21 protein-coding genes and 2 tRNA genes are annotated in these 24,460 nt (G+C 56.6%); 7 read left to right on the top strand and 16 right to left on the bottom strand.

All coding sequences use genetic code 11. The features are described 5' to 3' along the window. Positions 1 to 456 precede the first annotated feature (456 nt). The 8 genes from OHL16_RS06205 to OHL16_RS06175 form a co-directional block, all read right to left on the bottom strand. The gene (locus tag OHL16_RS06205) at positions 457 to 1,311 is read right to left on the bottom strand and encodes a hypothetical protein (RefSeq protein WP_263366195.1); all 855 of its coding nucleotides are present in this window, start codon (positions 1,309 to 1,311) and stop codon (positions 457 to 459) included. Further along, positions 1,311 to 1,592: an HNH endonuclease gene (locus tag OHL16_RS20220; protein ID WP_396127156.1), complete on the bottom strand. Its 282-nt coding sequence runs from the start codon at positions 1,590 to 1,592 to the stop codon at positions 1,311 to 1,313. Before OHL16_RS20220 ends, OHL16_RS06205 begins: the two co-directional genes overlap by 1 nt. Positions 1,593 to 1,764: 172 nt before the next feature. Next, positions 1,765 to 2,535, bottom strand: coding sequence for a hypothetical protein (locus OHL16_RS06200; protein WP_263366194.1), 771 nt, complete (start codon positions 2,533 to 2,535; stop codon positions 1,765 to 1,767). A 23-nt stretch (positions 2,536 to 2,558) separates the two neighbouring features. Continuing rightward, complete coding sequence (locus OHL16_RS06195; RefSeq protein WP_263366193.1) at positions 2,559 to 2,834, bottom strand: hypothetical protein; 276 nt, start codon at positions 2,832 to 2,834, stop codon at positions 2,559 to 2,561. Between the two features lie 254 nt (positions 2,835 to 3,088). Next, entirely contained in the window at positions 3,089 to 3,544 is a 456-nt protein-coding gene (locus tag OHL16_RS06190; RefSeq protein ID WP_263366192.1) for an amidase family protein, read from the bottom strand. A gap of 98 nt (positions 3,545 to 3,642) precedes the next feature. Then, complete coding sequence (locus tag OHL16_RS06185) at positions 3,643 to 5,334, bottom strand: DUF2322 family protein (RefSeq protein WP_263366191.1); 1,692 nt, start codon at positions 5,332 to 5,334, stop codon at positions 3,643 to 3,645. Beyond that, positions 5,312 to 6,769, bottom strand: a complete 1,458-nt coding sequence (locus OHL16_RS06180) for a DUF3857 domain-containing transglutaminase family protein (protein ID WP_263366190.1) — start codon at positions 6,767 to 6,769, stop codon at positions 5,312 to 5,314. Before OHL16_RS06180 ends, OHL16_RS06185 begins: the two co-directional genes overlap by 23 nt. Positions 6,770 to 7,055: 286 nt before the next feature. Then, positions 7,056 to 9,734, bottom strand: coding sequence for a M48 family metallopeptidase (locus OHL16_RS06175; RefSeq protein ID WP_263366189.1), 2,679 nt, complete (start codon positions 9,732 to 9,734; stop codon positions 7,056 to 7,058). A gap of 716 nt (positions 9,735 to 10,450) precedes the next feature. Between OHL16_RS06175 and OHL16_RS06170 the strand changes: the two genes are divergently transcribed. Then, positions 10,451 to 10,912, top strand: coding sequence for a CBS domain-containing protein (locus OHL16_RS06170; protein WP_263366188.1), 462 nt, complete (start codon positions 10,451 to 10,453; stop codon positions 10,910 to 10,912). A 777-nt stretch (positions 10,913 to 11,689) separates the two neighbouring features. Here the strand turns inward: OHL16_RS06170 and OHL16_RS06165 are convergent. From OHL16_RS06165 to OHL16_RS06145, 6 genes are all read right to left on the bottom strand, one after another. Next, positions 11,690 to 11,902 (bottom strand): helix-turn-helix domain-containing protein, encoded by a 213-nt coding sequence (locus tag OHL16_RS06165; RefSeq protein WP_263366187.1) that lies wholly within the window; start codon positions 11,900 to 11,902, stop codon positions 11,690 to 11,692. Positions 11,903 to 11,910: 8 nt separating this feature from the next. Further along, positions 11,911 to 12,036, bottom strand: coding sequence for a helix-turn-helix domain-containing protein (locus OHL16_RS20215; RefSeq protein ID WP_396127140.1), 126 nt, complete (start codon positions 12,034 to 12,036; stop codon positions 11,911 to 11,913). A 180-nt stretch (positions 12,037 to 12,216) separates the two neighbouring features. After that, entirely contained in the window at positions 12,217 to 14,076 is a 1,860-nt protein-coding gene (locus tag OHL16_RS06160; RefSeq protein ID WP_263366186.1) for a hypothetical protein, read from the bottom strand. Between the two features lie 534 nt (positions 14,077 to 14,610). After that, a complete protein-coding gene (locus tag OHL16_RS06155) occupies positions 14,611 to 16,257 on the bottom strand; it encodes a GMC family oxidoreductase (RefSeq protein ID WP_263366185.1) in 1,647 nt (548 codons plus the stop codon). Between the two features lie 502 nt (positions 16,258 to 16,759). Next, the gene (locus OHL16_RS06150) at positions 16,760 to 17,062 is read right to left on the bottom strand and encodes a helix-turn-helix domain-containing protein (RefSeq protein WP_263366184.1); all 303 of its coding nucleotides are present in this window, start codon (positions 17,060 to 17,062) and stop codon (positions 16,760 to 16,762) included. Positions 17,063 to 17,626: 564 nt separating this feature from the next. Next, complete coding sequence (locus tag OHL16_RS06145) at positions 17,627 to 18,559, bottom strand: helix-turn-helix domain-containing protein (protein ID WP_263366183.1); 933 nt, start codon at positions 18,557 to 18,559, stop codon at positions 17,627 to 17,629. Between the two features lie 412 nt (positions 18,560 to 18,971). On the opposite strand from OHL16_RS06145, the gene OHL16_RS20210 reads away from it, so the two are divergent. The 6 genes from OHL16_RS20210 (at position 18,972) to OHL16_RS06125 (ending at position 23,954) form a co-directional block, all read left to right on the top strand. Then, positions 18,972 to 19,184, top strand: coding sequence for a transposase (locus OHL16_RS20210; protein ID WP_396127139.1), 213 nt, complete (start codon positions 18,972 to 18,974; stop codon positions 19,182 to 19,184). Positions 19,185 to 20,179: 995 nt separating this feature from the next. Then, entirely contained in the window at positions 20,180 to 20,491 is a 312-nt protein-coding gene (locus OHL16_RS06140) for a hypothetical protein (RefSeq protein ID WP_263366182.1), read from the top strand. Next, the gene (locus OHL16_RS06135; protein WP_263366181.1) at positions 20,488 to 21,783 is read left to right on the top strand and encodes a hypothetical protein; all 1,296 of its coding nucleotides are present in this window, start codon (positions 20,488 to 20,490) and stop codon (positions 21,781 to 21,783) included. The genes OHL16_RS06140 and OHL16_RS06135 overlap by 4 nt, the downstream gene beginning before the upstream one ends. A 35-nt stretch (positions 21,784 to 21,818) precedes the next feature. Continuing rightward, positions 21,819 to 22,343 (top strand): PadR family transcriptional regulator, encoded by a 525-nt coding sequence (locus tag OHL16_RS06130; protein WP_263366180.1) that lies wholly within the window; start codon positions 21,819 to 21,821, stop codon positions 22,341 to 22,343. 326 nt (positions 22,344 to 22,669) lie between these two features. Further along, the gene (locus OHL16_RS20205) at positions 22,670 to 22,984 is read left to right on the top strand and encodes a helix-turn-helix transcriptional regulator (RefSeq protein ID WP_396127138.1); all 315 of its coding nucleotides are present in this window, start codon (positions 22,670 to 22,672) and stop codon (positions 22,982 to 22,984) included. Then, the gene (locus OHL16_RS06125) at positions 22,869 to 23,954 is read left to right on the top strand and encodes a tyrosine-type recombinase/integrase (protein ID WP_396127155.1); all 1,086 of its coding nucleotides are present in this window, start codon (positions 22,869 to 22,871) and stop codon (positions 23,952 to 23,954) included. Before OHL16_RS20205 ends, OHL16_RS06125 begins: the two co-directional genes overlap by 116 nt. Before the next feature lie 237 nt (positions 23,955 to 24,191). Here the strand turns inward: OHL16_RS06125 and OHL16_RS06120 are convergent. Further along, positions 24,192 to 24,266 (bottom strand) — tRNA-Cys (locus tag OHL16_RS06120). A 69-nt stretch (positions 24,267 to 24,335) separates the two neighbouring features. Then, positions 24,336 to 24,410, bottom strand: a tRNA-Gly gene (locus OHL16_RS06115). Positions 24,411 to 24,460: the final 50 nt, after the last annotated feature.

Genomic DNA, 24,460 nt, shown 5'->3' with positions numbered 1-24,460 from the left:
GAGATACAGGGTCAGCCCTGAGGTTCTGGGGCTCGTAGGTCCGTGCCTGGCTTCCTGGGAGGCTTGGGATGCCTGCCGAGTTGGTTGATCTACTGCCGTAGGAGTGTTGGCTGAAGTATTTTTGTGGGACTTAGGCGACAGGAGTCGGTAGGCTCTTGTTCTGGAGGAACGGGACAGAGGGGGTTCCCTCCTATATATGCAGGCCTCTCTCTCTAGAGAGTCAGGGAATAGGCGGGTCACCCTCAGTGAGCACCAATGACATGTATGACCTCGATGTGCTCGCCAAGAAGATGCCATGCGTGGCGAAGTGGGCGAACATCATCGCCAACGCCAAATAGCCTCAGGGTGCGCGATCCACTGCTCAGCACGCGCATGAGAACGGTTCAGACACACCTTAGCCTCGCCACGAATGTAACTAAGCTACGATTCGCAGAATGACCGTAGAGCGAAACCTGATCAGAGCGAGGGAGGCTCTGATGTTCGCGAGGGTTTTTTCCACGGGTGCGAAAATGGCATCCCACTCACTTCATGGAGGGCCGTCACTACTTCCTCGTTTGATGCCTCTCTCATCCCGCTTCCATTGATCTCGCATATGACGTCGAATGGACTGAAATCCGTCTTCTTGGGCCCCAAATCGACACGCAAATGCAACCCATAAAGGCGCACGAAGGCTTTCAGGCCATCCGGTTCGGACGAAATCACGATGCAATGAGGATCGTCGTTCGTGGTGAATGTGCCCCGTTCTGGGGCCTCTTTGACCGGCTCATTCTCCGAGTCGCGATTCCCAAGGATGTACTGCCGCATCTCCTCGTCGAAGTCGCCATCCAGACCCTCACCTGAAATTGCGCCGTATAGGCCATAACCGATTTTCGCGGCGACTCTCCTCACGCACTGTGGGTCGTAATTTAGGGCGATCATGTGTTCAGTCCCGCCCTTAATCTCAGTGCCGCTTCCCCAGGCGCCAGCGTCCACTTGAAATTCGCTCAGGGCGATATGCATGAAAACGTTGTTAAATCGCATGGCTTCTTCGGGGTCTCGAGCCCTGATCATAAACCGCTTGCCCGGCAGCATGATGATTCGCGGCCAAAACTCGGGATCGGCCGATATCTCTGGATCCAGGTCCGTATTTACCGTCAGTTCGAACACCAATTCGCCACGCCCGCGCTTCACCTTCAGAAAGCCGCGGAAAGTGTCGAGGAGCTTCTGTACGTCTGCCGGAGCCGTTCCTCTGATGCGCGCCTCGACCGGTTCATCAGGAACCACCTTGATCTCGATGTAAGGCAGAGAGCTCACCTTTTCGCCGGCAGACATCAGGCTCTCCAAGTATCCGCATATGGGTGCTTACCCATGATGTACCTCGGCTGGAGCTGGCCACTTGTGGGTCTGTTCGGGTGCCTCGGCGGAAGCGGGGCGGTCAGCGCCGAGATGGCCAGAATCGATTTGCGTGAGACTTCATGCTCCGCCTTCGACAAAATGAACTGGCAGTTGCGACACGCGGGCACGGTGAACTCCGTCGTTCCGCCGAGTGCGCGTGGGACGATATGATCTGCGGTAAGCTTCTCGCCCTGGTTATGGCACCAGAAGCAGCGCATCGAACTTAGATTGATCGCCACAATCTGAGCTTATACCGGCTCTCGAAATGCCCTGCCATCGCGTCCCGTCGCCTCAGGACGCGCTCCGAGGCTTCCAGTAGTGGGTTCCATCGTTCCGCGACAGGAGAGACGCTGAAAAGCAGTTTCTCAGGTGCATGCACGCACCTGATGCTTACTTAAGAAGTCCCAGTCGTCTCGATTCAGCTTCAGTTTCGTTGACGATCATTGTGACAGCGCGAATCATCCCATCAACATTGGCCCTCACATCTCGTCCTTCGATTATTCCGACCTTGCCGAACTGTATGCCGAAGGAAAATTGGGCTTTGTACTTCCACTTGAGTCCTCGCTGTGTAACTGCAAAAGTTATCTCATCTTCTTCGCCGCCGTAAACACCGTCCATGAATCGGATGGGGCTGCTAATAACGTCGGAGGTCTCCAGATGGGGCAGATTGACGCCGACCACGGATGCGACGGGAACCAAGAGCTTGTGCTTCGATGCTTTACATAGTTCGTTCATTGCAAACAGAAGATCACTCCCACCCGCGTAAGGCTCATATCTGGCGAAAAGATCGGTAATATCTGTGGGCAACCCCTTGCACACACCGTTTATGCGACCTTTGAGGTCTCCGGAGGTTCTACAGAAGGGGAAGTAAATACCATCAACCGATATGCCGGGAATGCAGCGAGCAACATCACAGGCGGCGAGGTCCAGAGCCGCCCGGAGGTCTTCGACAGCATGAATTGTGTGCTTTGTAAGCGCGAGTGGGAGCGGCTTACAGATTCTGAACTTGTACCGTTCGTGAATGCCGTCCGGATCAGGTTCGATAAACACCTCGCATGGTGCCCGCTTGAAGTAAACGTTCGCGCACCGTTCAAAATCGGCAAGGCTTTCCTTTGCCCACTGAATACGCAGGCGTGAACCCGCAAACGCTTCTGTGTTCATGCGGCGATTGTAGCGTCTGATAGTCAGTCAAGTGTATTATTCCCGGCATTTTGGGGTCTGGGATTCCGACGGGAATGGTCGAGCGCGGCAATAATCCCAAAGACCATCGAAAGAAGTCCGGTGAGTGTTCCCAAGGCCCCATCGTATTTAGGAAACACCAGGGAGAGCAGGAAACCGATCAGGAAGCCGCCCATAACCGTTCCAAGGGAAAATAGGGCAGTTCGCCATCTCGTGTTGCTTCTGCCAATGGAATAGACGAGAACGACAAGAAAAATCACGCCTAGCAACGAACCATTCATGCCGCCATGCTACTTGTCTTTTGATTGCTCCGAAATAGACTTCTTCGCCATTTTCTCGGCTTCTAGCCGCGCCTTGATCTCCGAGTGGGTTACTTGTCCGCTACGACAAATGAACCGCACTCCGGGAAAATGACGCCACCAAGTGCACGAAATCGCGATAAACATCAGCGGAGGTTGTGAAAACCACTGTGCGACTGGTGCATTAACGGTGCACGTATGGAACACTCTCCCGTGGTAAAGAGGGGGGATCACGCCTATCCAAGTTGCCGAAAACCCCGTTTTGCGGGAATCTCATACTTCAATGCAGGAAAGCGCACGGACTCGGCTGTGTGCCCGAGTTGCTTGAGCGCTTCAGCAGCAGCTTCGACCGTCGCCGCGACCTCGCCGTCGATCGGACCACAGCCGGGCCCCACCAGCCAGCCCACACGAAGCGGACGCTTGTTGGAACTCCCAATTCCGTTATCGAACGAGATGGCGTTGCTGGAGTAGCCGTCCTGTCCGTCCTGTCCAGCTAGTTGGGAAAAAGCCAACGATAGATCGCGGATACTGCGCGCCATCGGGCCTACATGCCAGAAACGGCGCGGCTCAGGCGGCCAGATACCGGTCATGGGGACGCGTCCGTGGGTGGCCTTGAGCGAGACAATGCCGGTGTGCGCTGCAGGCCCCCGCACGGAGATAGCAAGGTCAGTACCCAGGTCAATCGGAGACATGCCTGCCACAATCGCCGCCGACTCGCCACCTGGAGTCACCCGGCGTCAGAGCCAAGATCCAGGAATGAACCGGGACGACATGAAAGCACGTGGCGAATCTACTCTGACGCGCCTTCCACTGCGATACCAGAGTTGAGCATAAATACCAAATCGCAGGTCGAGCTCTTCTTACCGCAGTACACAACTGCATCGCGCAGCACACGCGCAGACGATCCGGCTGGCTCCGCGCCGGGCAGATGCAGCGACTTTGCCTCGTCCAGCAGGGGCTTCAGTTTTGCATCACCGGAGACGAGCATAGCTGCCGCGATACCATCGGCGTTCAACTGGAGACGTACCGTGCCGCCACCCTCTGCACCCGCGCCATTCTTCACGTGGTAGCTGCGAAAATCCTGCATCGACGTTGCAAAGTGCTCGCCGCTGGCCGCCTTGACCCCGGCCTTCTCAAGGCGCGCAATGGCCGCAGCCACTTCGGCAAAGTCCTGCTTCGCATCGGCCGCATGCTCCGCCTGCTTTGCAAGCCGGTACATCCATAGGGCATCTGCATTGCGGTCCAGACCCTCGAAGGCCTGCGCCAGGTGATTGCCGACGATTACGTTTTGCTGTGAGAACCATGCTGCGCGCAGGTACGGCTCGGCCTCCTTCGGCTTGCTCTCCAGCAGCAAAATGTAGCCCAGCGTGTCCCACGAGGCTGTGAGGTTCGCCGACTCGGCAAAGGCCTTCGTATTCGCCTCTTCCAAAACGTGCGAGGCGGTCGCCTTTTCCAGCAGATTGACCGAACGGCGCGACTGCGTCTCCGCGAACGGCAGATCGATCTTCGTCTCCGACAGCACGTAGACGTTATTGTTGATGACATCCGGATCATCGCTACCGTCCATCGCCTTCTTCGCGGCCATGGCGGCTTCTTCGTTGCGATGCAGTTCATACAGCGTGCTTGCCACCTGCGAGGCCACCGCGCGGTCTTCAGGCTGGCGCGCCTGCAGATCGCGCAGAACTCCGAGCGCATGCGTGTAGTCGCCCTGTTTGCCAAACACATAGACTCGCATCTGCTGAACCCGTTCGCTGCTACCGCCGTACCTGTTCAGCAATCCCTCAGCATCGCTGTAACGCTGCTTGTTGCTGTATTCCTGGGCCAGTCCGAGAACCATCCAGGGGTCGTCATCGGGATGTGCCTTCATCTCCGCTTCGACATCGCGGGCGCCGGAGTCAAGATCCCCGTCATTCGCCTTGACGAGCCCAAGCATACCCAGGACGTAAGGCGCGTCCGGTGAACTCTTGCGTAAAGCTTCGAGGCGGCTGCGGGCTCCACCCAGATCTCTTCGCTGCAGCATAGCGGTGATCTCTGCCAGCTGCTGTCGCGTGTCAGAGGGGTTCGAGGGCTCGGCCGCAGGCGTCGTATCCTTGGCCGGCGTGGTGGATGTGCTCTTTGCGCCCTCCTTGTTGATCGTGAGGTGATCGGGCGGGATGAGCCGCAGGTAGGGCTCCCCATCGTTCACCAGAGTTGCTTTCTGAAAGGCAAGGTAATCCTTCCATCGGTCACGCGGCAGCTTATGCACCTTGACGACCAGCTTGCGATCCGCGATGACCTTCCCGTCGACAAAGCGATATGTCTTGTCGTAGGTAGCGAACTCCCGGGAGACATGAACTGCGTCGGGCAGCTCTGCACGATAGCCCGCGGGAAGGGCCATGGTACTGTGAGCCTCGACGGTACGCGGTGCGCCAAGGTCGATATCGTGTTCGGGCGCCTTCTCTTCGCTCACAAGAGTGAGTTCAACAGCGGGGAAGAGAGGCAACGATTGATTGTTCTCCCACCCAGCGCATCATGGAGCGCAACTCCAGCTCATTGTCAGATCTCGCGGTCAATACCATGTGGCTCTTCAGCAGGCCGTCACTGTCCAGGGTGCCCTCGGCGACAAAGTCTTCGTGATAGGCATAGGGCGGGTTCGCCGGAGTCTTCTCCATTGCGGCCGGAGCCTTATCCGGGATGACGAGCGCCTGCTGGTCGCGGATGACGGGCATGAGCACGCGGAAGGGTGCGACCTCAGCGGTGGAATCGAGCCAGACTCGCTCCGGCTTGCCGGCTGCGTCAGGCAATTCGACTGTCGTGATGGCGTGGTTGAAGACCGAGGGTGATGGCACATCTGTTACCGGCGCAATCCCCGCCCCGATCAGCACGGGTGCCGTGGTCATCCCTTTCGCGCGCAGCAGGCTCTCCAACAGAGTGTCCTTGTCCTTGCAATCGCCGTAGCCGTGGTCCAGCACCTCGTCGGGTGTATGCGGCTGGAAGCGCCCAACACCGAACGAGAGCGAGATGTAGCGGACCTGCGTCGCAACGAAGCGATAGAGCGCCTCTGCCTGTTCCTGAGGTGTCTTCGCATTTCTGGTCAGCTCATCGGCTTTGGCTCGCACGCTGGCGGTAGGCTGGAGGCGCTGCTCTGCCAGACCGCGGTACCAGTCGCCAACCTCTGCCCAGCTATGGAAGGTGGTCCATGCCACGCTGGGCAGCTTGCGTCCGTCGGCGTCCTCGTCCGGATCCTTCACCTTGGCCACGGTCATCTTGCCGTTCTCGTCGCGTGCGCTGGCCTTGGTCTGCGAGGAGGTCCACGTCCACACCTGCATTCCGTCGCGCGTCACCGGCATCGCCTTGTGGTTCGGGCTCCAAACCTGCACGTAGGTCTTTTCCGGCACGGCAAGCGTTAGACTCTGTTCCAGAACCACGCCACCCTGCACCAGGAAATGCTCCGCCCCCCAGAATTGTCCTGGCGCTTGCGCCTTGGTAAGGACGGTGTGGAACTGATATTCGAGCCGGTCGCCCGACGCAAGGCTACGCACGGGGAGGTGTTTCTCTTTCAGGTCCGAGTACATGGGTGCTTCACGGGTTACTTCTGCGGGCATCTCCATGGCGTCGTCGACTGGCGTGTTTACCGTGCCGCCGTCCGGCTTATGCACGCGTACGAATTCCATCGTCGCGGTCGAATTTGCTGAAGCGTAAGACAGATTCAACACGCTGAACTGCCGCGCCACGCCGTCTGACTGAATGCGCACGATCACATGCTGCACTATGTCTCCGGTGCCGTCGGCCTTCATTGTTGTAGTGGTGTCGTACCGCTCAAAGACGAACGGCTCGTCGCGGTACGGATCCACGGAGGACGCCGGAGTTTGAGTATGGGACGGCAGCGGCAGAGTCGCAATTACGGCAGCGGACAACACAATCAGACGGAGTTTCATGGATGTAACTGCGTGTATAACAGATTTCGGGAACCGGGTACATACCCCACATTGCCCCCGACCAGCCACTACAGTTAGAATGACCTAGCCCGTTCCTCGTCATGTGACGATTACTCAACGTAGGCCGACTAATGAGATGGTCCGCCGCGCAAGCAGGGGATTTTAGAGACGGCTTCTAAAGGTTGCCGAAAAACGCCGTTTCGGGGAACCTAGGTTCGGCAGGGCAGGAGCTAGACTGGACAAGTATGAACAAGGTCCAGCGTGCGACCCTACTCACCAGCGAGCTTTAGTGGATAGGTTCCGCAGAAGAAGTGTTTGAGGGACCTGCAGCGGCAATTGTCTTCTGTTGCAGGTCGATCACACGAATCTTCTGGTCCGCGCCCAGGAGCAACAACTTCTTTCCTTCGTCTTCAAATCTGGCCAGGTGAACTGTCGTGCCGGCCTGAAAATGAGAGACCTCCTTGCCATTCAGGTCATAGACTAGCGCTTCGTCCCGGCGGTTCTTCACGCAGAACAGGCCGGCCTGCTGGTCGACGCCGACTACATATCCGAATACCTGCTGTGTCATGGCACCGCTTTTGGCGGAGAATAAGAGCACACGGTTATCCGATGCGTTGAGCAGGATTGTGCCCTGTACCTCGTTGATGCCGCTGACACCATAGTAGGAAGGCGGTCGCGTTAGCACTACCGATTTCAAAATTTCCCCCTTGTCGATGGACAGGACTTCGATGAGCAGTCCGGCTTCCTTGTCCTTCAGCGCGGCCACTTGCGCTGCCAGTTCCGGCCTGTTCTTCAGCTCCGCCTTACCCGCGGCTGATGACGTCTTCCACACAAAGAGCAGGTTGTTGTCCGCGTAGTTCCGCGTAGAGGCGGGCTTTTCCTTTTCAAAGGTGCGGTTCCACTGCTCCTTGCCGTTTGCCAGGTCGCGCACGGTGAGCAGAAACTTTCCCCTTCCCTGATCCTTCCATTCCATCATGCGACCGGCACGCATGAACATCTCATCGGTCAAGGGGTAGTCCACTTTCATTATTTCGCTCTTGCCCAAACTCGCCCGCCCTACATTTCGCTCGATCTTGTCATATTTAGGGAAGTCGAGATAGAGGTTGCCGTCTGGATGAAAGGTCGCGCCGGTGAACCCGCGCATATAATAGAGCCGCCCACCGGTCTTCAGATCCCAAACCGCTCCGCGGCTTTTTCCTGAAATTGCTAGATAGCGCCCATCCGGCGACAACTCAACGACTCTCGTGCTGCCTAGAGGGCTCAGCGGCAGCATCCGCCTTGCAAGTTCCTGTATTGGCTTTATCCCATCGTACGTTCCGACCACGACCGAACCGTCGGGCGCCTCCACCGCGATGGAAGCTCCCCAGATGTCCAGGGTCTGGATCATTGGCAGCTGCATCACCTTTTGTGTCGCAAGATTCAGAACAAGCGTATTGTTGTGCTCCCCTCCCCGCGTTACTAAAAAGTCACCCTTCGACACGCTGTTCAGCGTCGCGAAGGCCATCGGCAACGTGCCGAGACGCTTTCCATCGGGGAATGAGAACCACCCTGAGTTCTTTGGCGAGGTCAGGCTCTCACCCACGATGTCCTGTTCTTTAAAGGCGAAGGCGCCGGAGACGTCATGATTGAAATCGCCACCCAGTTTTACCGGCGTGCGGCTGCGCAGATCGAATGCGAGTTTTCCGGTGTCGACGCCGATTGTGAGGTAGTTCCCATCCTGGGAGATAGCGCTGAAGAAAGGATCATCTGCCAGCCCGATCTCGTGCCGGAGCAGCCATAGCCAGACGCTATATACGTTGGTGTAGAAGAAATCGTTCTTCTGATAGATCGACTGGCCGCTCTCTATGTCGATCAGCGAAAGATTGAAAGGGACCTTGCCGGTGATTTCATTCAGCTCTCCAGCCGTCACGCACGCCAACGTGCGTCCATCTGGAGACAGCACTGTCTGGAGGCAATCGTCCTTCACTACGATCTCATGCGCGGATAGAAGTTTCTGTTGGGCGACACCCCACTCCTCGACGTGAAGCTTTGGGGTGTAGAAGACGATCTTGGTCGAGTCGGGGCTCCACTCTGCGGGCTTCGCATTATCTGCGTCAAAGCGAAAGAGTAATTGGAGGGGGTCACGCTGCAGGACGAAGATGGAGCTCTCATCCTGGGCGAACAGATACTTGCCGTCACGGCTGAAGCGTAGCCTTTGCAGGTCCATCCGCAGCGGCGGCTGCAGAGCTAGTGTTTTTTCTGCGGCGGATTCCGTTTCAGCAGCAGCAGCTGATTTCTGATTGGCCGTCACTGCATTCTTCCACTGGTGAAACTGGGCGCTTGCGCTGGTAGCAGCCGCACCACAGCCCTTTGGAAGCTCCGTGACGAGCTGCCGCAGTTGACGCAGGCGCTTCTGTGTGGGCGTTGTCTGGCCGAAGAAATCAGATAAGGGGCCGCCAGTCTTTCCTTGCACAAAGAAGCTGCGGTCCCAGAACTCAGCGTAGGCCTGCGGTTGATAGCCTGCCACCGCCATTGCATAGACGGCTACTCTGTCCGCTTGATTCTGGTTGGAGTCGGAATCAGGATCCTCGTGCCGTTTCTTGTCATTGCGTCTTGCATCCATCAGACGGCGAAACTTCTCGTACACATCGGATTTATCGCCGATGGATGTTACGCCCAACAGTCGATGCATTTGTTCGGAGATCTCGGCCGCGGACTGATGTGTGACGATGTGGCCGATCTCATGCGCCAGCACACCTGCGATCTCATCCTCACTGTGTGCGCTCGCGACCAGCTTTCGCGTGAGGTAAACACGCCCACCTGCCAGGCTGAAGCCGTTAACTTCGGACGAATCGATCAGGACAAATCGAAAACGAATTTTGGTTGGTGGAAGTGCTGCGAGCACCCGCGCGCCAATCTTATCGAGGTACGCATTCTCGGCGGGGTCTTTGATGATTGTGTACTCGTTCTCAATCATGTCGGCCATCGCGTCGCCGAGCCAAACCTCCTGCTCGTCGCTGAATAGATCGCCGGAGACTGGTTTGACCCATCCCGCAGGCGCAGGACAAGCCGTTTGGGCAGGCAGAAGAGAGGAACCGGCTGTCAGAAAAAGCCAGGAGTACAGAACAGGACGAACGAAGAAACTAAGAGTCCGGAATCCAAATGGCATGCGGTCGAACTATAACATTCCGCTCGTCATCTGGACATACATCTCTTAGGCGGTTGCGGCACACGGCTCTCAGCTGATAGGTGAGGCCCTTTTATTGGTTTGAGTTGAGCCTCTAAGACTTGATCGCGCGACTCGGTATCCAGGACATTGGACAGCTCTGAGGGCATCGGGCTCCTGCTCGGATCGATTACCGCCAGAACCACCGTCGACAAATCCGTAAAGAGCCGTTAGTTGTCCGAGGGGTAGGGTGTCCCGAATCGCATCGACGCAGGTCCGCGATCTGAGATAGGCAGAAATTCGCTAGAAATACAGGGCGAAGTTGGGCGAAAAACCGTAGTTTCCCAAAACTCCGTTTTCAGGCAGTAAGGAATCGACGGTCCATCCGAAAGTTCCGTATTGCCGACAATACGCCCGGTTCGTGGAGGTAGGCGTACTACGGTCACCGATCAACGAGGACTAGAATAGAGGCGTCCGCGTCTCCCCGACGCGGGGTGCCCGTTGGCCGGACCACGGCGCGGGCGAGAGGAGGTCTCATGAAAGTGCAGGACATCATGAGCAAGACACTCTCCTGTTGTGCGGCGACGGATACTCTCCAGAAGGCTGCACGGCTAATGAAGGAACAGGATGTCGGAGCCATTCCCGTTGTGAACGACTGCGATGAACGGAAGCTGCTCGGCATCATTACCGATCGGGACATCTGCATGAAGGTTGTCGCGCAGGGAAATCTGACCAGCACGGCCAAGGTCTCCGAGGCAATGACCAGCGCGCCGGCTACATGTAGGCCCGACGAATCGATCGAAGGATGCGAATCCCTCATGAAGCGCCACCAGGTGAGACGCATCCCGGTGGTGGACTCGAGCGGCGTGTGCGTGGGCATCGTCTCCCAGGCGGACATCGCGCTGCGCGACACGCCAGAGCACATCAAAGACACTCTGGCGGCAGTGTCGCAGCACCGCGCCTGGCCGCAGGGTCAGGCGGTAGCGACGAGCGCGTAAATACAGAGCACAGAGTTCAGTAGGAGCCAGCCAGGGTGTCGAGAACCGTGACGGAAATTCCCGGCCCTGACCGGCGGCTGCGTAAAAGCGGGGAAATGGAGGTAAGGACCTATGGCTGTCTGCGAGGTTTGCGGTAATGAGTATGACAAGGCAATTATCGTTGAGGCAGCCGGAGCACGTCATACTTTCGACAGCTTCGAATGTGCGATTCAGGCAATGGCGCCAATCTGCGAGCATTGCAACTGCAAGGTAATTGGACACGGAGTGGAGGTCGCGGGCCAGTTTTTCTGCTGCGCTCATTGTGCTCGGCTTGTCACTTCCGCTACTGATGTCAAGGACAGGGTTGCGTAATCTTCCGGCTTAGAGCCTCTATGCCCAGGAGCCAGACTCCTGATTGGACAATCACTGCGTAACTCTCGTTCGGACACATGGACCTCCGATCCAAGTGAGCAACTTGTCTTCGATGAGAATCGGACCGCTGCTCGGCACCGACGTGAGCTGTTGTTGGCGTATTACCGGCAATACGGAAGGTTCGTGGAACCGAACTCCCCAAATGTCGGGTTTTGAGCAAGTTCGCGCCAGATCACAGCTTGCGGCTGGACTGTTAAAACGCACTTATGGGACAAGCGGCCGTTGCGGGAGGCCCTATTTTCGATGAAATTCGTGGACGGTTTCGAAGGATCAACTACAACCTATCGATGAAATGACCAGCATTTACCAGCGAAATCTCGCTCGATCCGCTCCCCACGTAGGTGCGCACGCACTTGAGAACGGTTCCTAACGGGACGGCAGGCCAGCGGCCATCTCGACGGGTGCGCAGCAAAGCTCGGCAGCCAGCACCAGGGTCATCCGAGAGGGGTTGCGCTTGCCGGAGAGCCAATGGGTCACAGTCACATGGCTCACGCCAAAGCGCGCGCCGATTGCCTTCAGCGTTTCGCCTGCATCCCGGCGTGCCTGCAACCATGCCGCGAATTGGGAGCGAGTGAGCATACAAGAGTTCAGGATTCCAACTGCCAACGCAAGATAACTGCCAACGTCTCGCTGCTCATTGTGCCGTCTTTCTCGATTCTGGCAAGGGTGCTCGGGGGAATGCCGATGCGTTCGGCGGCTTGCCGGACGCTCATGTGCTCATGGTGACGCCATGCTAAGAGTAATTCCGCTATCTACATGGAGCTAGGTTACGACACCGGACGCCCACTTAGACACGCGTAGCGTTAGTAGGACGGGAACAGGTGCAGGCTAAGACACATAGTTTTCCGGATATAGCCGGCAGGGGTGATTCTCGCTCCGATGGTCGCAACAAACTACAAAAGTCTGCCCATAGCCGCCTCCGCGTTCCTTTTGCTTTGGATCGTAACCTGGGCTTCTATTGCCGGTCGAGTACGGAGTTGTTCCAGCGTCGAGCGCAACACTCGGCCAACCAACTTCTCGAGTCCCTGTTCGCGCGGCAGATTCTCAATGCACGAATTGAGCAAGGCATCGAGTGTCGGCATGCCGTCTGCCCGCGTTACTGCTCGTACTGCGCGCTCGAGGAAGCGTATCGCTTTGCTGAGTTGCTGCGACGGCTCTGGTATCCGAAGCGCGGCCCGCCACGGAGCGCCTGGGTTTGCGTCGGACAACAAGGGCCCAATACACTCGGGGGCATACGCCAGGGCTTCCGTCAACGCCTGTGCCCAGCCGGTTAGGATGGTGAGTTCTTCGAGTTCCAGGGAGCGCGCAGCCGGCGCTTCGGATTCGAAATTCGATGGCGCCGAGTCTGCGCTGCCGGCCCGCACCTGATGGACGGCGACGTCGAAGTGTTCCGTCACGTTGTTAATGGGGCTGCGGCCATCCGCGCTCCGTCGTGTCGCACGATCCCCGCAGATTGTGAGGAGGACGCCTTGCGCGCCGGCTTCCAGCGGAATCTCGCGGATGCCCCGGACTGGGTCCTTCCACAACGCGATCACAGGAGACGACTCGCGCCCGCGTGGTCGAGAGCGCTTCACCATGCCGTAGGACGTCAGCGTCAGAACAGACGACCCAGGATCATCGGCCAGAATGCTGGCATATCGTGCCGCCCAGCGCGAGGCGAGCTGTGGTCCGTCGAGCAAGGGAGTAACAACGACGGTTGGGCCGACGGATCGGATGACTTCGCCTACATCGTCGATCTGGGCCAGGTCCTCGCATACCAACGAGACCATAGTGATTTCGTCGCCGAGTTCTACGAAATGTAGTGTTCGCCGAGGTACGTCTACCGCTTCCCACCAGCGGACGTGAGGGTGAAGGGCGCCTCCCAAGTGATACTGGTAGATCTGTCCTTCATCCAGCGACCAGCGATGGTGTTTGTTCTGGCGAATGTGAAACCACTGCTCGGAGGTCGAGCTCGAAGGTGGGGCGGCTTTTTCCAATCTTGGGCTTATGCTCATGTGCACCCAGTTGCCAGGAAACCCCCCCGGCTGCGTTGAACGCTGGCGGACGCCGGTAATGAGCCCAGTCACTCCGTGGCGTTCCAAAAGGGTTTCGAGATCGTTGACTTCGCTCTCGTCGACCGCGCTCTCCGGTAGCAGCACAACGTCCACGCTGTCTACCTCATCGCGGGCAGCGACAATCAGGCGGCTCACGAGATCCAAATCGAGCTTCTCCGAAGGTGCGAACTGAAAAAAACCGAAGGGCTCTTTGCCCAACCTTTCCACCGAATTGTCCAGTGGGCGGAAATCGGACTCTCGCACTCGCAGCGGCCAGGGTAGCAGCAGCAAGTTGGCGTGCCTGGCCCGAGGGTCCGTACCGTTGCGACGGGCAGGCACCTTGTGCCAGCGTGCCTCCACGCTGGGACCTCGAACGCAGGCGTAGCGGGAAAACGAGCGCAACGACGTTCCGTTGGGAGGCGTGCGCACCTTGGGCAGTACACGCAGGAAATGTGGTTGAATTCGAGCCAGCGATCCGGTTTTTGCAAGTAGCTCGCGGCCACGGGCCCGGTATACGCACCCCTTTCCGTCCGACCTGTCGAGGGCCATGCCAAGTCCAGCGCACGCCTCGTCGGCGATTGCATGTAGCGTCAGCAGCGCCTCGAACATTCTCCAGTCGTGACCCTCGGCTAGATGCTCAAGTGTCATGCCGGCACGCTCGCGAAAGATGCTCCACTCCTCCATCAGTAGCTCGGGGAACGGGGTTGCCCGATCCTCCACCCACATGCTCCACTGCCGGCCTGCTTCCTCGACAGCATTGGACCAGGAAGAAAAGCGGCTCGGCGGCCACTCCTGATTATTTGGTGGAGATAAGACAAACCGGTACGCTTCTGAGCGTTCAAGAAGGACGTTAGTGAGAGCGAACAAGTCGGCGGGCCATTCCAGGTATTCGGCAGTGATCGGGCTTCCGGCCACAGCGTGCCATATGGATTCTAGAATTGGCTCTCCTGCGGTTGAATTCGTGGCAACGAGCGCCATTTCGCCATTAGCTTTCATCGGTCTCCCTCCCGGCTCAGAGATGCTACTCATAGCCCAACTGAAATCACAATGAACAGCGTTAACATACTTAAGAACACGGATCGCCCTTGATATTCCCCATAGAAAGGCGATACAACAAATGCTTGTAAGAGAAATTCATTTTTTCTGCCGCAAAGCGCCCTAGTGCACCGAGAAGATGGCCACAGTGCGCCGCTGAAGGCGCAGGGAGCTGAAATCGATTTGCGGTACTTTTCCACAATGCCTGCAATTCGAATTTCAAAAGCGGTCAGACCGCGAGCCAGATGCCGTCCCTATCTGGTGCTCATCCCGTATGACTTCTGCTGCACGCTCCCCGACGATCACACAGGGAGCCATGGTGTTGCCGGTGGTCACGCGTGGCATGATCGATCCATCCGCGATACGAAGGTTATCGACGCCGTAGACTTTGAGATAGCCGTCGACAACAGACATGGCTTGCCGACCCATTTGAGCGGTGGATGTCTGATGCCAAAGGCTAAACGCTGTGTCGCGGATGTAGTTTTCTAGTTCTGGACGTTCCAAGTTGTCGGGAATAAGCTCTCGCGTGACAAAAGGACGGAGAGCGTGGGAGTTGCCTATCTCGCGACAAAGTTCTACACATGCTAAGGCAGCCTTCCGATCATCGGGGTCGCAGAGATAATTCGCTTCAATCTGAACAGGATCGGTGGGATCGGAGCCGGTAAGGCGAACACGACCGCGACTCTTGGGCCGAACGACGTTACCGATGAGACACCAACCACGTGCAGGAAGGCCAAATTTTGCTGCGTCCCCAGCGCTTAGCACAGCTTGCAGAATTTGGAAGTCAGGGCTAGCTAAACCAGCCTCACTCTTCCCGTATATGACCGCACCCGGCACGAGACTGGGAGGTAGCGATTCCGAACATTCCCAGAGACAGCAAAAAGCAGGATGGTCTTGAAATCCGTGTCCGACTCCTGGGAGATGTTGGACTACCGGGATTCCAAAGCGCAGCAGTTCGGCCTGATCGCCGATACCAGACTGCATGAGGACCTTCGGCGTGTGTATTGCGCCGAGCGACAGAATTACTTCGCGTCCTGCGCGAATGCGGCGTGTGCTTCCTTCATAAGAGATCTCCACGCCAGTGGTTCGGTTGCCCTCGAAAGTTAGCCGAGTAACCAGCGCGTGGGGGAGCACCGTGAGGTTTGGCTGGTCCATTTGCGGGAAGACATACGCCCGGAAAACGGATTGGCGTTTTCCATCGCGAATGCGCATGTCAGCAGCGGATGCGCCACCGTCGGCCTCCATGATGCGGCCGTTCTGATTTTCAAAGATCGGAATCCCAAGCGAGCTTATGCCCTCAAACAAGGCTCGGACGGCTGGTGTCGGATCGCGATGCAGCGGCTGGACAAATACTGGTCCACGGGTTCCGCGATATCTTGGATCGGGTGCCCCCTGCCAGTCCTCGATGCGGCGATAAATATCAAGAACCGATTCATAGCTCCACGCTGGATCCCCCGTTTCTGATGCAAAGAAGTCCCAGTCGCTCTTGTGACCGCGAGCCCAGATCATCCCGTTGATGCTCGATCCTCCGCCCAGAACCTTCCCCATCCCCAGCGGAAGGGCGCGGCCGTTAAGATGTGGGTTCGGCTCGGCCTTGAACTGCCAGTATCTCTCGCTTCCGATATTCGTGACCCATTGGCGCGCATCCGAGACACTTGGTACATCGTCGTCGCCACCCGCTTCCAGCAACAGGACACTCACAGCCGGGTTTTCCGCGAGGCGACTCGCAACTACGGACCCTGAAGAGCCTGATCCGCAGATCACAAAGTCGTACTGAGTTTTTAGGTTGGACCTGAGTTTTCGCTGATTCGCGTGAACGCGTTCCGCGAAATTATCACCTGTTTGCGTTTCACTCTTGGAAGTCATTTCAACACTCCTTTTGACTACTCGACTAGTAAACCGAGAGTTGAACCGCGACTTGTGTCTGCATCTCGGTCTCTGTGCACAATCCTCGTGGTTGTTTATGAGGAACTACCGCCGGGGTAGAGGCCTTGTATAGAGGACACGAGCAAGTGCTGGAGCATCGAACAAAGAAGCCTCTGTTGGCCCGAATTCTTGCCGCGATGTATTTCACCGAGGGTATGTCCCAGAGTCAGTAAATCGCGCCAAAGGTGTGGAGTCGTATCTATATCCCCGGCGTCGGGTCGAATTTTTGGGGCAATTGTCACGCGCTGATGTCGGGTGTGTCAGGTGAGTGAGGAATTGATTCGGGCGCTTGACGAATGCAATCAACGTCGTTCGGGTGCAAAGAGTACGGCCCCAAGCGCTGACTGACACGAAGTATCAGGCGCCGGATGATCCGAGCTACATCGCGCTGCGCGCGACGTGACCTCAAAAGCTCCCAAGCTGCAAGCCCAGTTGCTTGTTTTCAGCGTAGGTATCGGTATCGATATTCCATCGGACTGACTCCGCATATCTGGCGGAATATGCGGGCAAAGTGCTGCTGGGTTTTGAAACCACAGGCGATGGCAACATCCAGCACGCGCGTTTCGGCAGAGCGCAACATCTCTTTAGCGCGCTCGACTCTGACACGCAAGACAAACTGATACGGTGTCTCTCCCGTTGACTTCCGAAACATCTGCGAGAAATGAGCGGTGCTGAGCCCTACGGACTGCGCCAGTTCACATAGGCGTAATTCGTCCTCCATCTTGGCGTGCACGAACTCTTTCACCGCTTCTCAAGCGGGCGGGACCGAGTCCACCTTTGTAGGTACTCGAAGACTGGTGCCACACGGCATAACCGTTGACCAGGGCTACGGCCATTGCCTGCTCTATGGAATCCAGAAATAGGAGCCCACTGGGGAAGCCTGCAGATCTCTCGGCATAAGCCGCTGCCGCCAAACCACCCACACGTGCGTCAACCAGGTTATCGATGCTGCGCAATTCAACCTCGCCCGTCGTCTCATCCGCAGCTGCCCTTAGTGCAGCGCCCGAAATGGCGATTGTCATAACGTGTAAGCCATCGATTCTGTACCACTTTTCCAAGTGAGCCGAGGTTAACCGCATTGCGCCTGTGGAATACGTAAACCTCCGCATCTTAGAACTGTGCAAACCGATTTCAACCGAGCCAGGCCGCAAAGCCATAGCAAGAACCGGTTGGTGCTCCACCCAGAAGCGTGGCTCCGTCGCAGATTCAGGCGTAAGGATTTCAACTCTCATGTTTTTCCGCGCGACCGCCCAGCATGGCTAATCCCTCCACTAGGAACAAACAAAGATCTTGGTGAGTTGTTCCCAGCCTAAGTGTGTTCTCGGATGTGATCTGGTTCGTGTCCGCCGCTCGCTGAGACTCCGTTACGCGGCACGATTAGAGTCTCTGGACGAACCGTCACGGGAATAGGTACCGCGTCAGGCAGAAAAGCCGTCGAAACTCCAGCTGGTTCGAAAAGCAGAAACTCCCTGCGATACTCTGTCGGGCTTAAGCCGCACGCATGACGAAACACGCGTGCAAAATGTTGCTGGGTTTTGAAGCCGCACGCTATGGCGACATCCAGCACGCGCATTTCGGCAGAGCGCAACATCTCCTTCGCTCGCTGGATGCGATGCCAGAGGAGACACTGGTGCGGAGTCTGGCCGGTCGTATTGCGGAAGACTTCCGAGAAATGCGTAGCGCTGAGCCCAACCGTGCGCGCCATTTCCTCAAGACTTAAGTCCTCCTCCATCTTCTCCTCCACCAATTCTTTAATCTTTCGCAATTTCGCGGGGCTTAGTCCCCCACGATAAACCCGCACGCTATAGTCGCGCACGCCATAACCGACGACCAGAGCCCGGGCAAGTGCCTGCTCGATAGAGTCGAGAAAAAGACGTCCATTGGGGAAGTCCGCGGTTCTTTCCACATCCACTGCCGTAGCCAACGCGCGCAATCGCGGATCCGCGAGTTCGCGTTCGAGGCGCAATTCTATTCTGCTCCCTGTGCAATCAGAGGCGGCCATCAACGCCTTGTCAGAAATGGTCATGGTTACATGTGTCATATCACACGTGCCGATCCAGTACTCCGATTGCGGCGGACAGAGTCCCATCAGGCCAGCATCGAAGGTGATTCGCCTAAGGGCAGAACGTCTTAACCCGATCTCCATTGAACCTGGATGGAGCGTCATCCCTAGAAGATGTTCACGATTCAGGCTTAGGTACGGCTCGTCGACAGGACCGCGAGTCTCCAACACAACCTTCATTGTTCCGCACCTCCTTTTCAGAATTCGATGCCTTGTACGTGGAAAAGAATTCCGGAGAATTCGATCCAATATCGCGGTTTAAGACACAAGCAGACTCGCTGGGCGGTTTTACTAAATTCGTCGAAGTCGCGAGTGGTCTGACCAAAGATAAATGAGGAGAGTGATGACCTTCGGGATTCGAGACAATTCGTAGTTTGCAATAGCAGCAAGCCAGCGCTCTCCGACAGCGGCGTTCACAGCAGCCTATCTTGTGGCCCGCTTCTGCGCCCTCCCTCGTAGTCGTATACGTAAACGCACTGGGACGGATCTGTGCGGGGACGATCAGTGATAGATCATCACTGCCGCAGCAGTAATTCTGCTGATCGGCACCACCGAGCGATGCGTCGAAATCCAAAACGGCATCAACACAGGAATGCCGTATCGACGTGATCTAACTGACGAACAGTGGAAAACCCTCGATCTGCTGATCCCGAAACCAAGGAGACGACGGGATGGCAGAGGCCGACCTTGGAAAAGTCGCCGATCCGTTCTGAACGGTATCCTCTGGGTGTTGCGGACTGGCGCACCCTGGGCGGACCTCCCCGACCGATACCCTTCGTTCCAGACCTGTCACAGGCGGTTTTAGCAATGGGTTCGGTCCGGCCTGATGACTAGGATCATGACTGCTCTTGCGCAAGAACTCAGTGCCCGAGGCACAATCGATGTTCGTGAAGCCTTTATCGACGCGAGTTTTGCGCCCGCCAAAAAAGGGGGCGCAAGGTCGGAAAAACAAAACGCGGCAAGGGAACGAAGATCGTGGCAGTCGCAGATCGTAATGGGCTACCGGTTTCTGTTTGCGCTGAAAGTGCCACTCCGCATGAAGTGACGCTAGCCATGTCCACTTTGCTACAGATGGTCGTTCCCGACGCCCCTCAGAACCTAATCGGTGACAACGCCTATGACTCGACCTCCTCGACGCAGAAATGAGGTTCTACGGCATTGAACTCATTGCGCCACATCGTCGGAATCGAAGGAATTCTACTCAGGATGGACGTCGTCTGAAGCGGTACCAACGAAGCTGGGCAGCCGGACACTTTCCACCACCACCATTGTGGAGGGCGATTTTTCCCCCGCCGTGCAAGTTCGGCAAAAGGCGTCCCTGCCTGCGACGTGAGCCAATTCCGGACAACTAAGTCCGGCGTGTGTGAGAGGCCGCCAGAGTTACAGGGCGACTCAGGCCGAAAGTCCGGTGATGCTGTGGTGACTAAGTGGCATACAAACCCTTGCATCTGAGTGCAAACCCATACACGGATGAAGATGAGCGATCCCCACGATTGACGCGGGTTTCTGCTCATTCTGGCAAATCCAGCCAAACGCTGCAATTTGGCCCCGAACCCGCTTTCACGGCGACAACATGAGTTCGAATTCGGTCGGCGCCAAACTCGATTGGCCCGTGCCGGGCCCCGATACGATCAGTTCCACATCTCTTCTACAGAGTGGCTGTGGCCGATCTCCGCCGCAATGCCAAAAACACCCTAAATGGCGTGTTTTCAAGAAAATAAAAATCGGGGAAGCCGGAATTGGCGGCAAAGATCTTCGGAATGAATGGCGTGTCTATACTAACCACCCCCGGACACCCAAATGTTTCGACATTTCCACCTCGATATCCATTCCCGCGCTACAGCGCCTGTTTCCGTTCCTGGTGGTGCAGAGTCCGATGAGACCAATCGCCGGCTCGCACCATATATATCGATGGCCATCCAGATTTTGTCCGATCACGATCTGGAGGTCGAAGACTGCGAACGTCTCAGCTTGATCGTTCAGGCCGCTCTGGACGGCCGCGCGCATTTCTTTTTCGCCGCCCTGCACGAACCAGACCCGGAAGAACTGGACCAGTTTTTCGCGGACTTCATCGTCCGCTGCATTGTTCCTTCCCGTGCGAGGTGTGTGTGAGTTTCCCGAAGGTACGCATCACAATCAACCCGAACGAATACAGCTTGATCAAGCCGGGCCTTGATTTGCTGGTAGCCAGGCATGCCACTGCTCTCTCAGGCAGCTTTCCCAATCGTCATCCATGGGACCGAATCGACCCTCTTGCTTCGAACGTCTACCGGGATCGTGCCTATGACGCGTCACTCGCCCAGACCTTGATCGAAGTGCGGGGCAAGCTCTTCGGGCTAGCATCTTCGCGGCGTATTTACGCAGACACGCTGGAACTATGCATTCTGGCGTTCGCCCTCCGCCAGCTACACAAAGCAGATCCATCGTTGTCTGAACAGCACCCTAAGGAAATAATCGCCGCTTTTGCTGGAAAGCTGGAGAAATATCGGAAACGGGCGAAGCGCCGTGCCATCGATCTTCTGGGTAAGCAAGCCTACGACGACGCTCATGTCCGTTGGAAACGGTTCGGTGACTGGATGCAGTATCACCTCCTTTATCAAAGGATTCCGCGGAGAGGAACTCCTTTACTCAAACAGCTATGGCGGGACAAGAGGGCGGGTATGGCCGAGCTCATCAAGACCACGGTCGCGGAGCGCTACGACTGTGCGCTGACTGAAGAACAGATCAACCGGATATGCGATCTGGCGATCCCAAGCTTGCGCCGGAGAAGGCACGAGCTGACCCTTAACACCGTCCTGTCTGGATCGGAGTCTGCGAAGGACTTCCTGATCGCCTTCATCACCAAGCGGCTGGAACTGAAGAAAGGACCCAAGGCCCCGCGGACCCATTGGGAGCAATATTGGGCAAGAGCGGAGATGATTGCTGAAGTGATGAGGAGACGAGGGGTTCAACAAGGCTCTTCCACTCCTTTATCCCCCGATGGGGACGACAGTGCCCAGAATGTCCCTGCAACCAACGGCGTCCAACCTCCGACCACGGATACTGTTGCGGATACTGGGCAGGAGCGCCTCGTTCATGTGACCGATCAACAGATCATCAAAGCGGTCAAGCAGTGGTTCCTGGATAACGTTGATGGAGGCTACCGCCAAGCCATATGCGATGAAGCCCGACATCAAGTGGTTCGATATCCATCATCATATGCGCGACCTCTGATTTCAAAATCGTTGCGCGACCTTATAGAGGAGACCCGTCCTACGATGATCCATTGCAGTCAAGATAGTGACTACATGAACGGTCACATCGAGTGGCTGCTCGGGTGGATGCTAGCCCTTCGTCGAGACCCGATCTTTCTCTATCAAGCAATCGGCGCCGGGTATGCCGCGGCAATGATATCGGCGGCATGATCGCAGTCGTACCGTATATTGACTCAGGAGCAGAAGTGGACTCATCCGTATTGGACATCTTCATTCTGTCGCTGTTGGACCGTGGTCACGAAACGACCTATGACCTGCAACGGCAAGCGGGGCTGTCCCTGGGGTCCACCGTACCCGCCCTCCGTCGGCTCGAAGCTAAGCGCCTGATCACCCGGCAGGAGACTTTCACACCTGGCTCCCGTCCCAGGAACGCCTTTGCACTGACCGCTGCTGGCAGAAAACTTGCCCGTAACGGTTGGAAGCCATTGTTGGATTCAGGACGCTCTGACGACGACCTCGAGGCTGTCCTGCGGATAGCTGAGATGGCTCGAGCCAACAACGCGCATCCCGTCGAGATCAAAAGATTTCTGGCCGAGGCCAGCCGAACAAGGCTCGAGTCTGCAAAAGTCGAAGCTAAGGCGGTGGCCCAGAAACCGCAGGACTACGTGACGGTGAGAGACCGATGGAGCCAGGCCCGGCTCCAAGCCGAGGCAAAGTTTCTCACGGACCTTGCAGACGAGTACAGAAAGCCAACAAGGCGAACGCGGTAAGAATCGCTCAACAACCTGTCCGTAATCCCAGCACAAAAGCTCGAAGCACCCTTTTGAAACACCTGCTGGTCCGGTCGCCCTTCCAATGAAGGTAGGCGCGGAGAATCGAGCTTTACGGATGCTTTGGTAGCGCCGGGCCAGTGTGATTCAGTAAGGCTTCGAGGGGGGAACCCTGGGTTCTCGATCCGAGTGCGGCACCCGCGGATCACAGGAGTGCACCTTACATCCTCCATATCTTCCGTGGTCTGTTTGGCAGGAGCCCGCGGCTCCATAGATTTGAGTCATAGACAAGCTTTGATTTTTTTCGAGGGTAAGAAACAACTGTAATGACATTTTCCCGCGAAAATTTGCTTTCGCCGCAAGAGCTTGCCGAGACACTCGGACTCTCGGCTGCTACGCTTGCGGACTGGCGATCGCAAAAACGTGGCCCAGCGTATTTAGCTGTTGGGCGTAAGATCTGGTATCCGCGGGATCGGGTAGGAAAGTGGCTTGAGACTAAGTTGAAAGAGACGAGAGACGATGGCAATACGGAAACGCAGCGGCATATGGCACTACCGGTTCAAACTCGACGGCAGGGAATACACCGCATCCACAGGCTTGGCCGCCACCACACGAAACGAGACCGAGGCGAGACAGCTTGAAGCGGAGCACCGTAAGGCTCTCTTAGAAGGACGAGCGCCTCTGCGGCGTATTGTCGTTCGGGAGTTCACAGATGCTGTCGAGGACTTTCTGCACTGGACGGAGATGGAGTATCGAACTCATCCGAACAGTCATCGTCGAATTGCTACAAGCATGACCAGCGCGAAAGAATTCTTCACGACGAAGCCCGTGAGCACGATCTCCGATGCAGATATTGAGGCATACAAGGTTTGGCGCTTCAATGAACACAAGGTCCGCGATATAACCGTCAGACACGACCTGCATGCCCTTTCCGTGTTCTTTAAATATGCAATCAAACAGCGCTGGACCCGCGAGAATCCAATTGACAACGTGAAGATTCCCTCGGACGACGATGCTGTTCGGATCCATGTGGTCACGCAGGAAGAAGAACGGGAGTACTTTGCCCGCGCAGCGAAGAACCAAAATCTGTACGACTTGGCAATGATCATGCGAAACCAGGGCATGAGACCAGAAGAAGTCACCTCTCTGCGAAAAGAGGACGTCGATCTGGAACGTGGGAAGGTTCACATTCGATCTGGTAAGTCGAAGGCTGCACGACGCACATTGGATCTGACAGCGGAAAGCCGCAGCATTTTGGCAAGGCGATGCCAAAGCACATCGCAGTGGATCTTTCCGTCTAATCGAAAATCCGGGGCGTCCATCAAGAGATTGAATGGAGCGCATGATCGCGCCTGTGCGGGCACGAAGACCAGGCGTGCCCTCAATTTTGTTCTCTACGATTGGAGGCATTCATTTGCGACGCGCATGGCGGAAGCAGGGGTTGATCTCGCGACGTTAGCGGCAATTCTCGGACACAGTTCAATCCGTATTGTTCAGCGCTATGTGCATCCCACAGCGGACCACAAAAGGGAAGCGATGCGCCGGTTCGAGCAGGTCCTCGTGGAAGTGGATAATGCTGCTATGACGGGAGCTTCGAGGGCAGTGAATTGATGCTCAGCCCGGTTTGAATCGCGACAGTTTTTTGGAAATTGGTACTTCTTTTTTTACCCGCCCTGGTGGCGGGTTTTACTTTTGCGGAATTCGGGAGAAAGCCCCGGCGAATTTTTCCGTCCGCTTTTTGTCCGCCTTTGGCGACAAATCAGCCCGAATCAGGCCCCTTGAGCACGAACGAGGACGAGTGACCTTCGCTCGTAAGTTTTTGATTTATTTGAAAAGCCCGAGAAAATTTGGAGGCGCGGGTCGGGATCGAACCGACGCATAAAGGTTTTGCAGACCTCTCCCTTACCACTTGGGTACCGCGCCCCGGGGTGGGCTATTCATTTGGAAGCCCCGCTGAATTGTAGATGAAGTGTACCGCAGGCAGGGGGTGTTTGGAGCGGGAGACCGGGGTCGAACCGGCGACATCTTCCTTGGCAAGGAAGCACTCTACCACTGAGCTACTCCCGCTCTACAGTTATAAGTATAGCGGTCCGAAGGTATGTGGTCAACGCGTGGGG

The sequence above is a fragment of the Edaphobacter bradus genome (assembly GCF_025685645.1).
GTDB lineage: Bacteria > Acidobacteriota > Terriglobia > Terriglobales > Acidobacteriaceae > Edaphobacter > Edaphobacter bradus.
Note: the sequence above shows the minus strand (reverse complement) of the source record. Positions and strands in the feature narration are given on the sequence as shown.

What these genes read in the sequence shown, in the direction of transcription:
- OHL16_RS06205 (WP_263366195.1), bottom strand. Translation starts at nt 1,311, where the DNA reads ATGTCTGCCGGCGAAAAGGTGAGCTCTCTGCCTTACATCGAGATCAAG.
- OHL16_RS20220 (WP_396127156.1), bottom strand. Translation starts at nt 1,592, where the DNA reads ATGCGCTGCTTCTGGTGCCATAACCAGGGCGAGAAGCTTACCGCAGAT.
- OHL16_RS06200 (WP_263366194.1), bottom strand. Translation starts at nt 2,535, where the DNA reads ATGAACACAGAAGCGTTTGCGGGTTCACGCCTGCGTATTCAGTGGGCA.
- OHL16_RS06195 (WP_263366193.1), bottom strand. Translation starts at nt 2,834, where the DNA reads ATGAATGGTTCGTTGCTAGGCGTGATTTTTCTTGTCGTTCTCGTCTAT.
- OHL16_RS06190 (WP_263366192.1), bottom strand. Translation starts at nt 3,544, where the DNA reads ATGTCTCCGATTGACCTGGGTACTGACCTTGCTATCTCCGTGCGGGGG.
- OHL16_RS06180 (WP_263366190.1), bottom strand. Translation starts at nt 6,769, where the DNA reads ATGAAACTCCGTCTGATTGTGTTGTCCGCTGCCGTAATTGCGACTCTG.
- OHL16_RS06175 (WP_263366189.1), bottom strand. Translation starts at nt 9,734, where the DNA reads ATGGCCGACATGATTGAGAACGAGTACACAATCATCAAAGACCCCGCC.
- OHL16_RS06170 (WP_263366188.1), top strand. Translation starts at nt 10,451, where the DNA reads ATGAAAGTGCAGGACATCATGAGCAAGACACTCTCCTGTTGTGCGGCG.
- OHL16_RS06165 (WP_263366187.1), bottom strand. Translation starts at nt 11,902, where the DNA reads ATGCTCACTCGCTCCCAATTCGCGGCATGGTTGCAGGCACGCCGGGAT.
- OHL16_RS20215 (WP_396127140.1), bottom strand. Translation starts at nt 12,036, where the DNA reads ATGAGCGTCCGGCAAGCCGCCGAACGCATCGGCATTCCCCCGAGCACC.
- OHL16_RS06155 (WP_263366185.1), bottom strand. Translation starts at nt 16,257, where the DNA reads ATGACTTCCAAGAGTGAAACGCAAACAGGTGATAATTTCGCGGAACGC.
- OHL16_RS06145 (WP_263366183.1), bottom strand. Translation starts at nt 18,559, where the DNA reads ATGAAGGTTGTGTTGGAGACTCGCGGTCCTGTCGACGAGCCGTACCTA.
- OHL16_RS20210 (WP_396127139.1), top strand. Translation starts at nt 18,972, where the DNA reads ATGCCGTATCGACGTGATCTAACTGACGAACAGTGGAAAACCCTCGAT.
- OHL16_RS06140 (WP_263366182.1), top strand. Translation starts at nt 20,180, where the DNA reads ATGTTTCGACATTTCCACCTCGATATCCATTCCCGCGCTACAGCGCCT.
- OHL16_RS20205 (WP_396127138.1), top strand. Translation starts at nt 22,670, where the DNA reads ATGACATTTTCCCGCGAAAATTTGCTTTCGCCGCAAGAGCTTGCCGAG.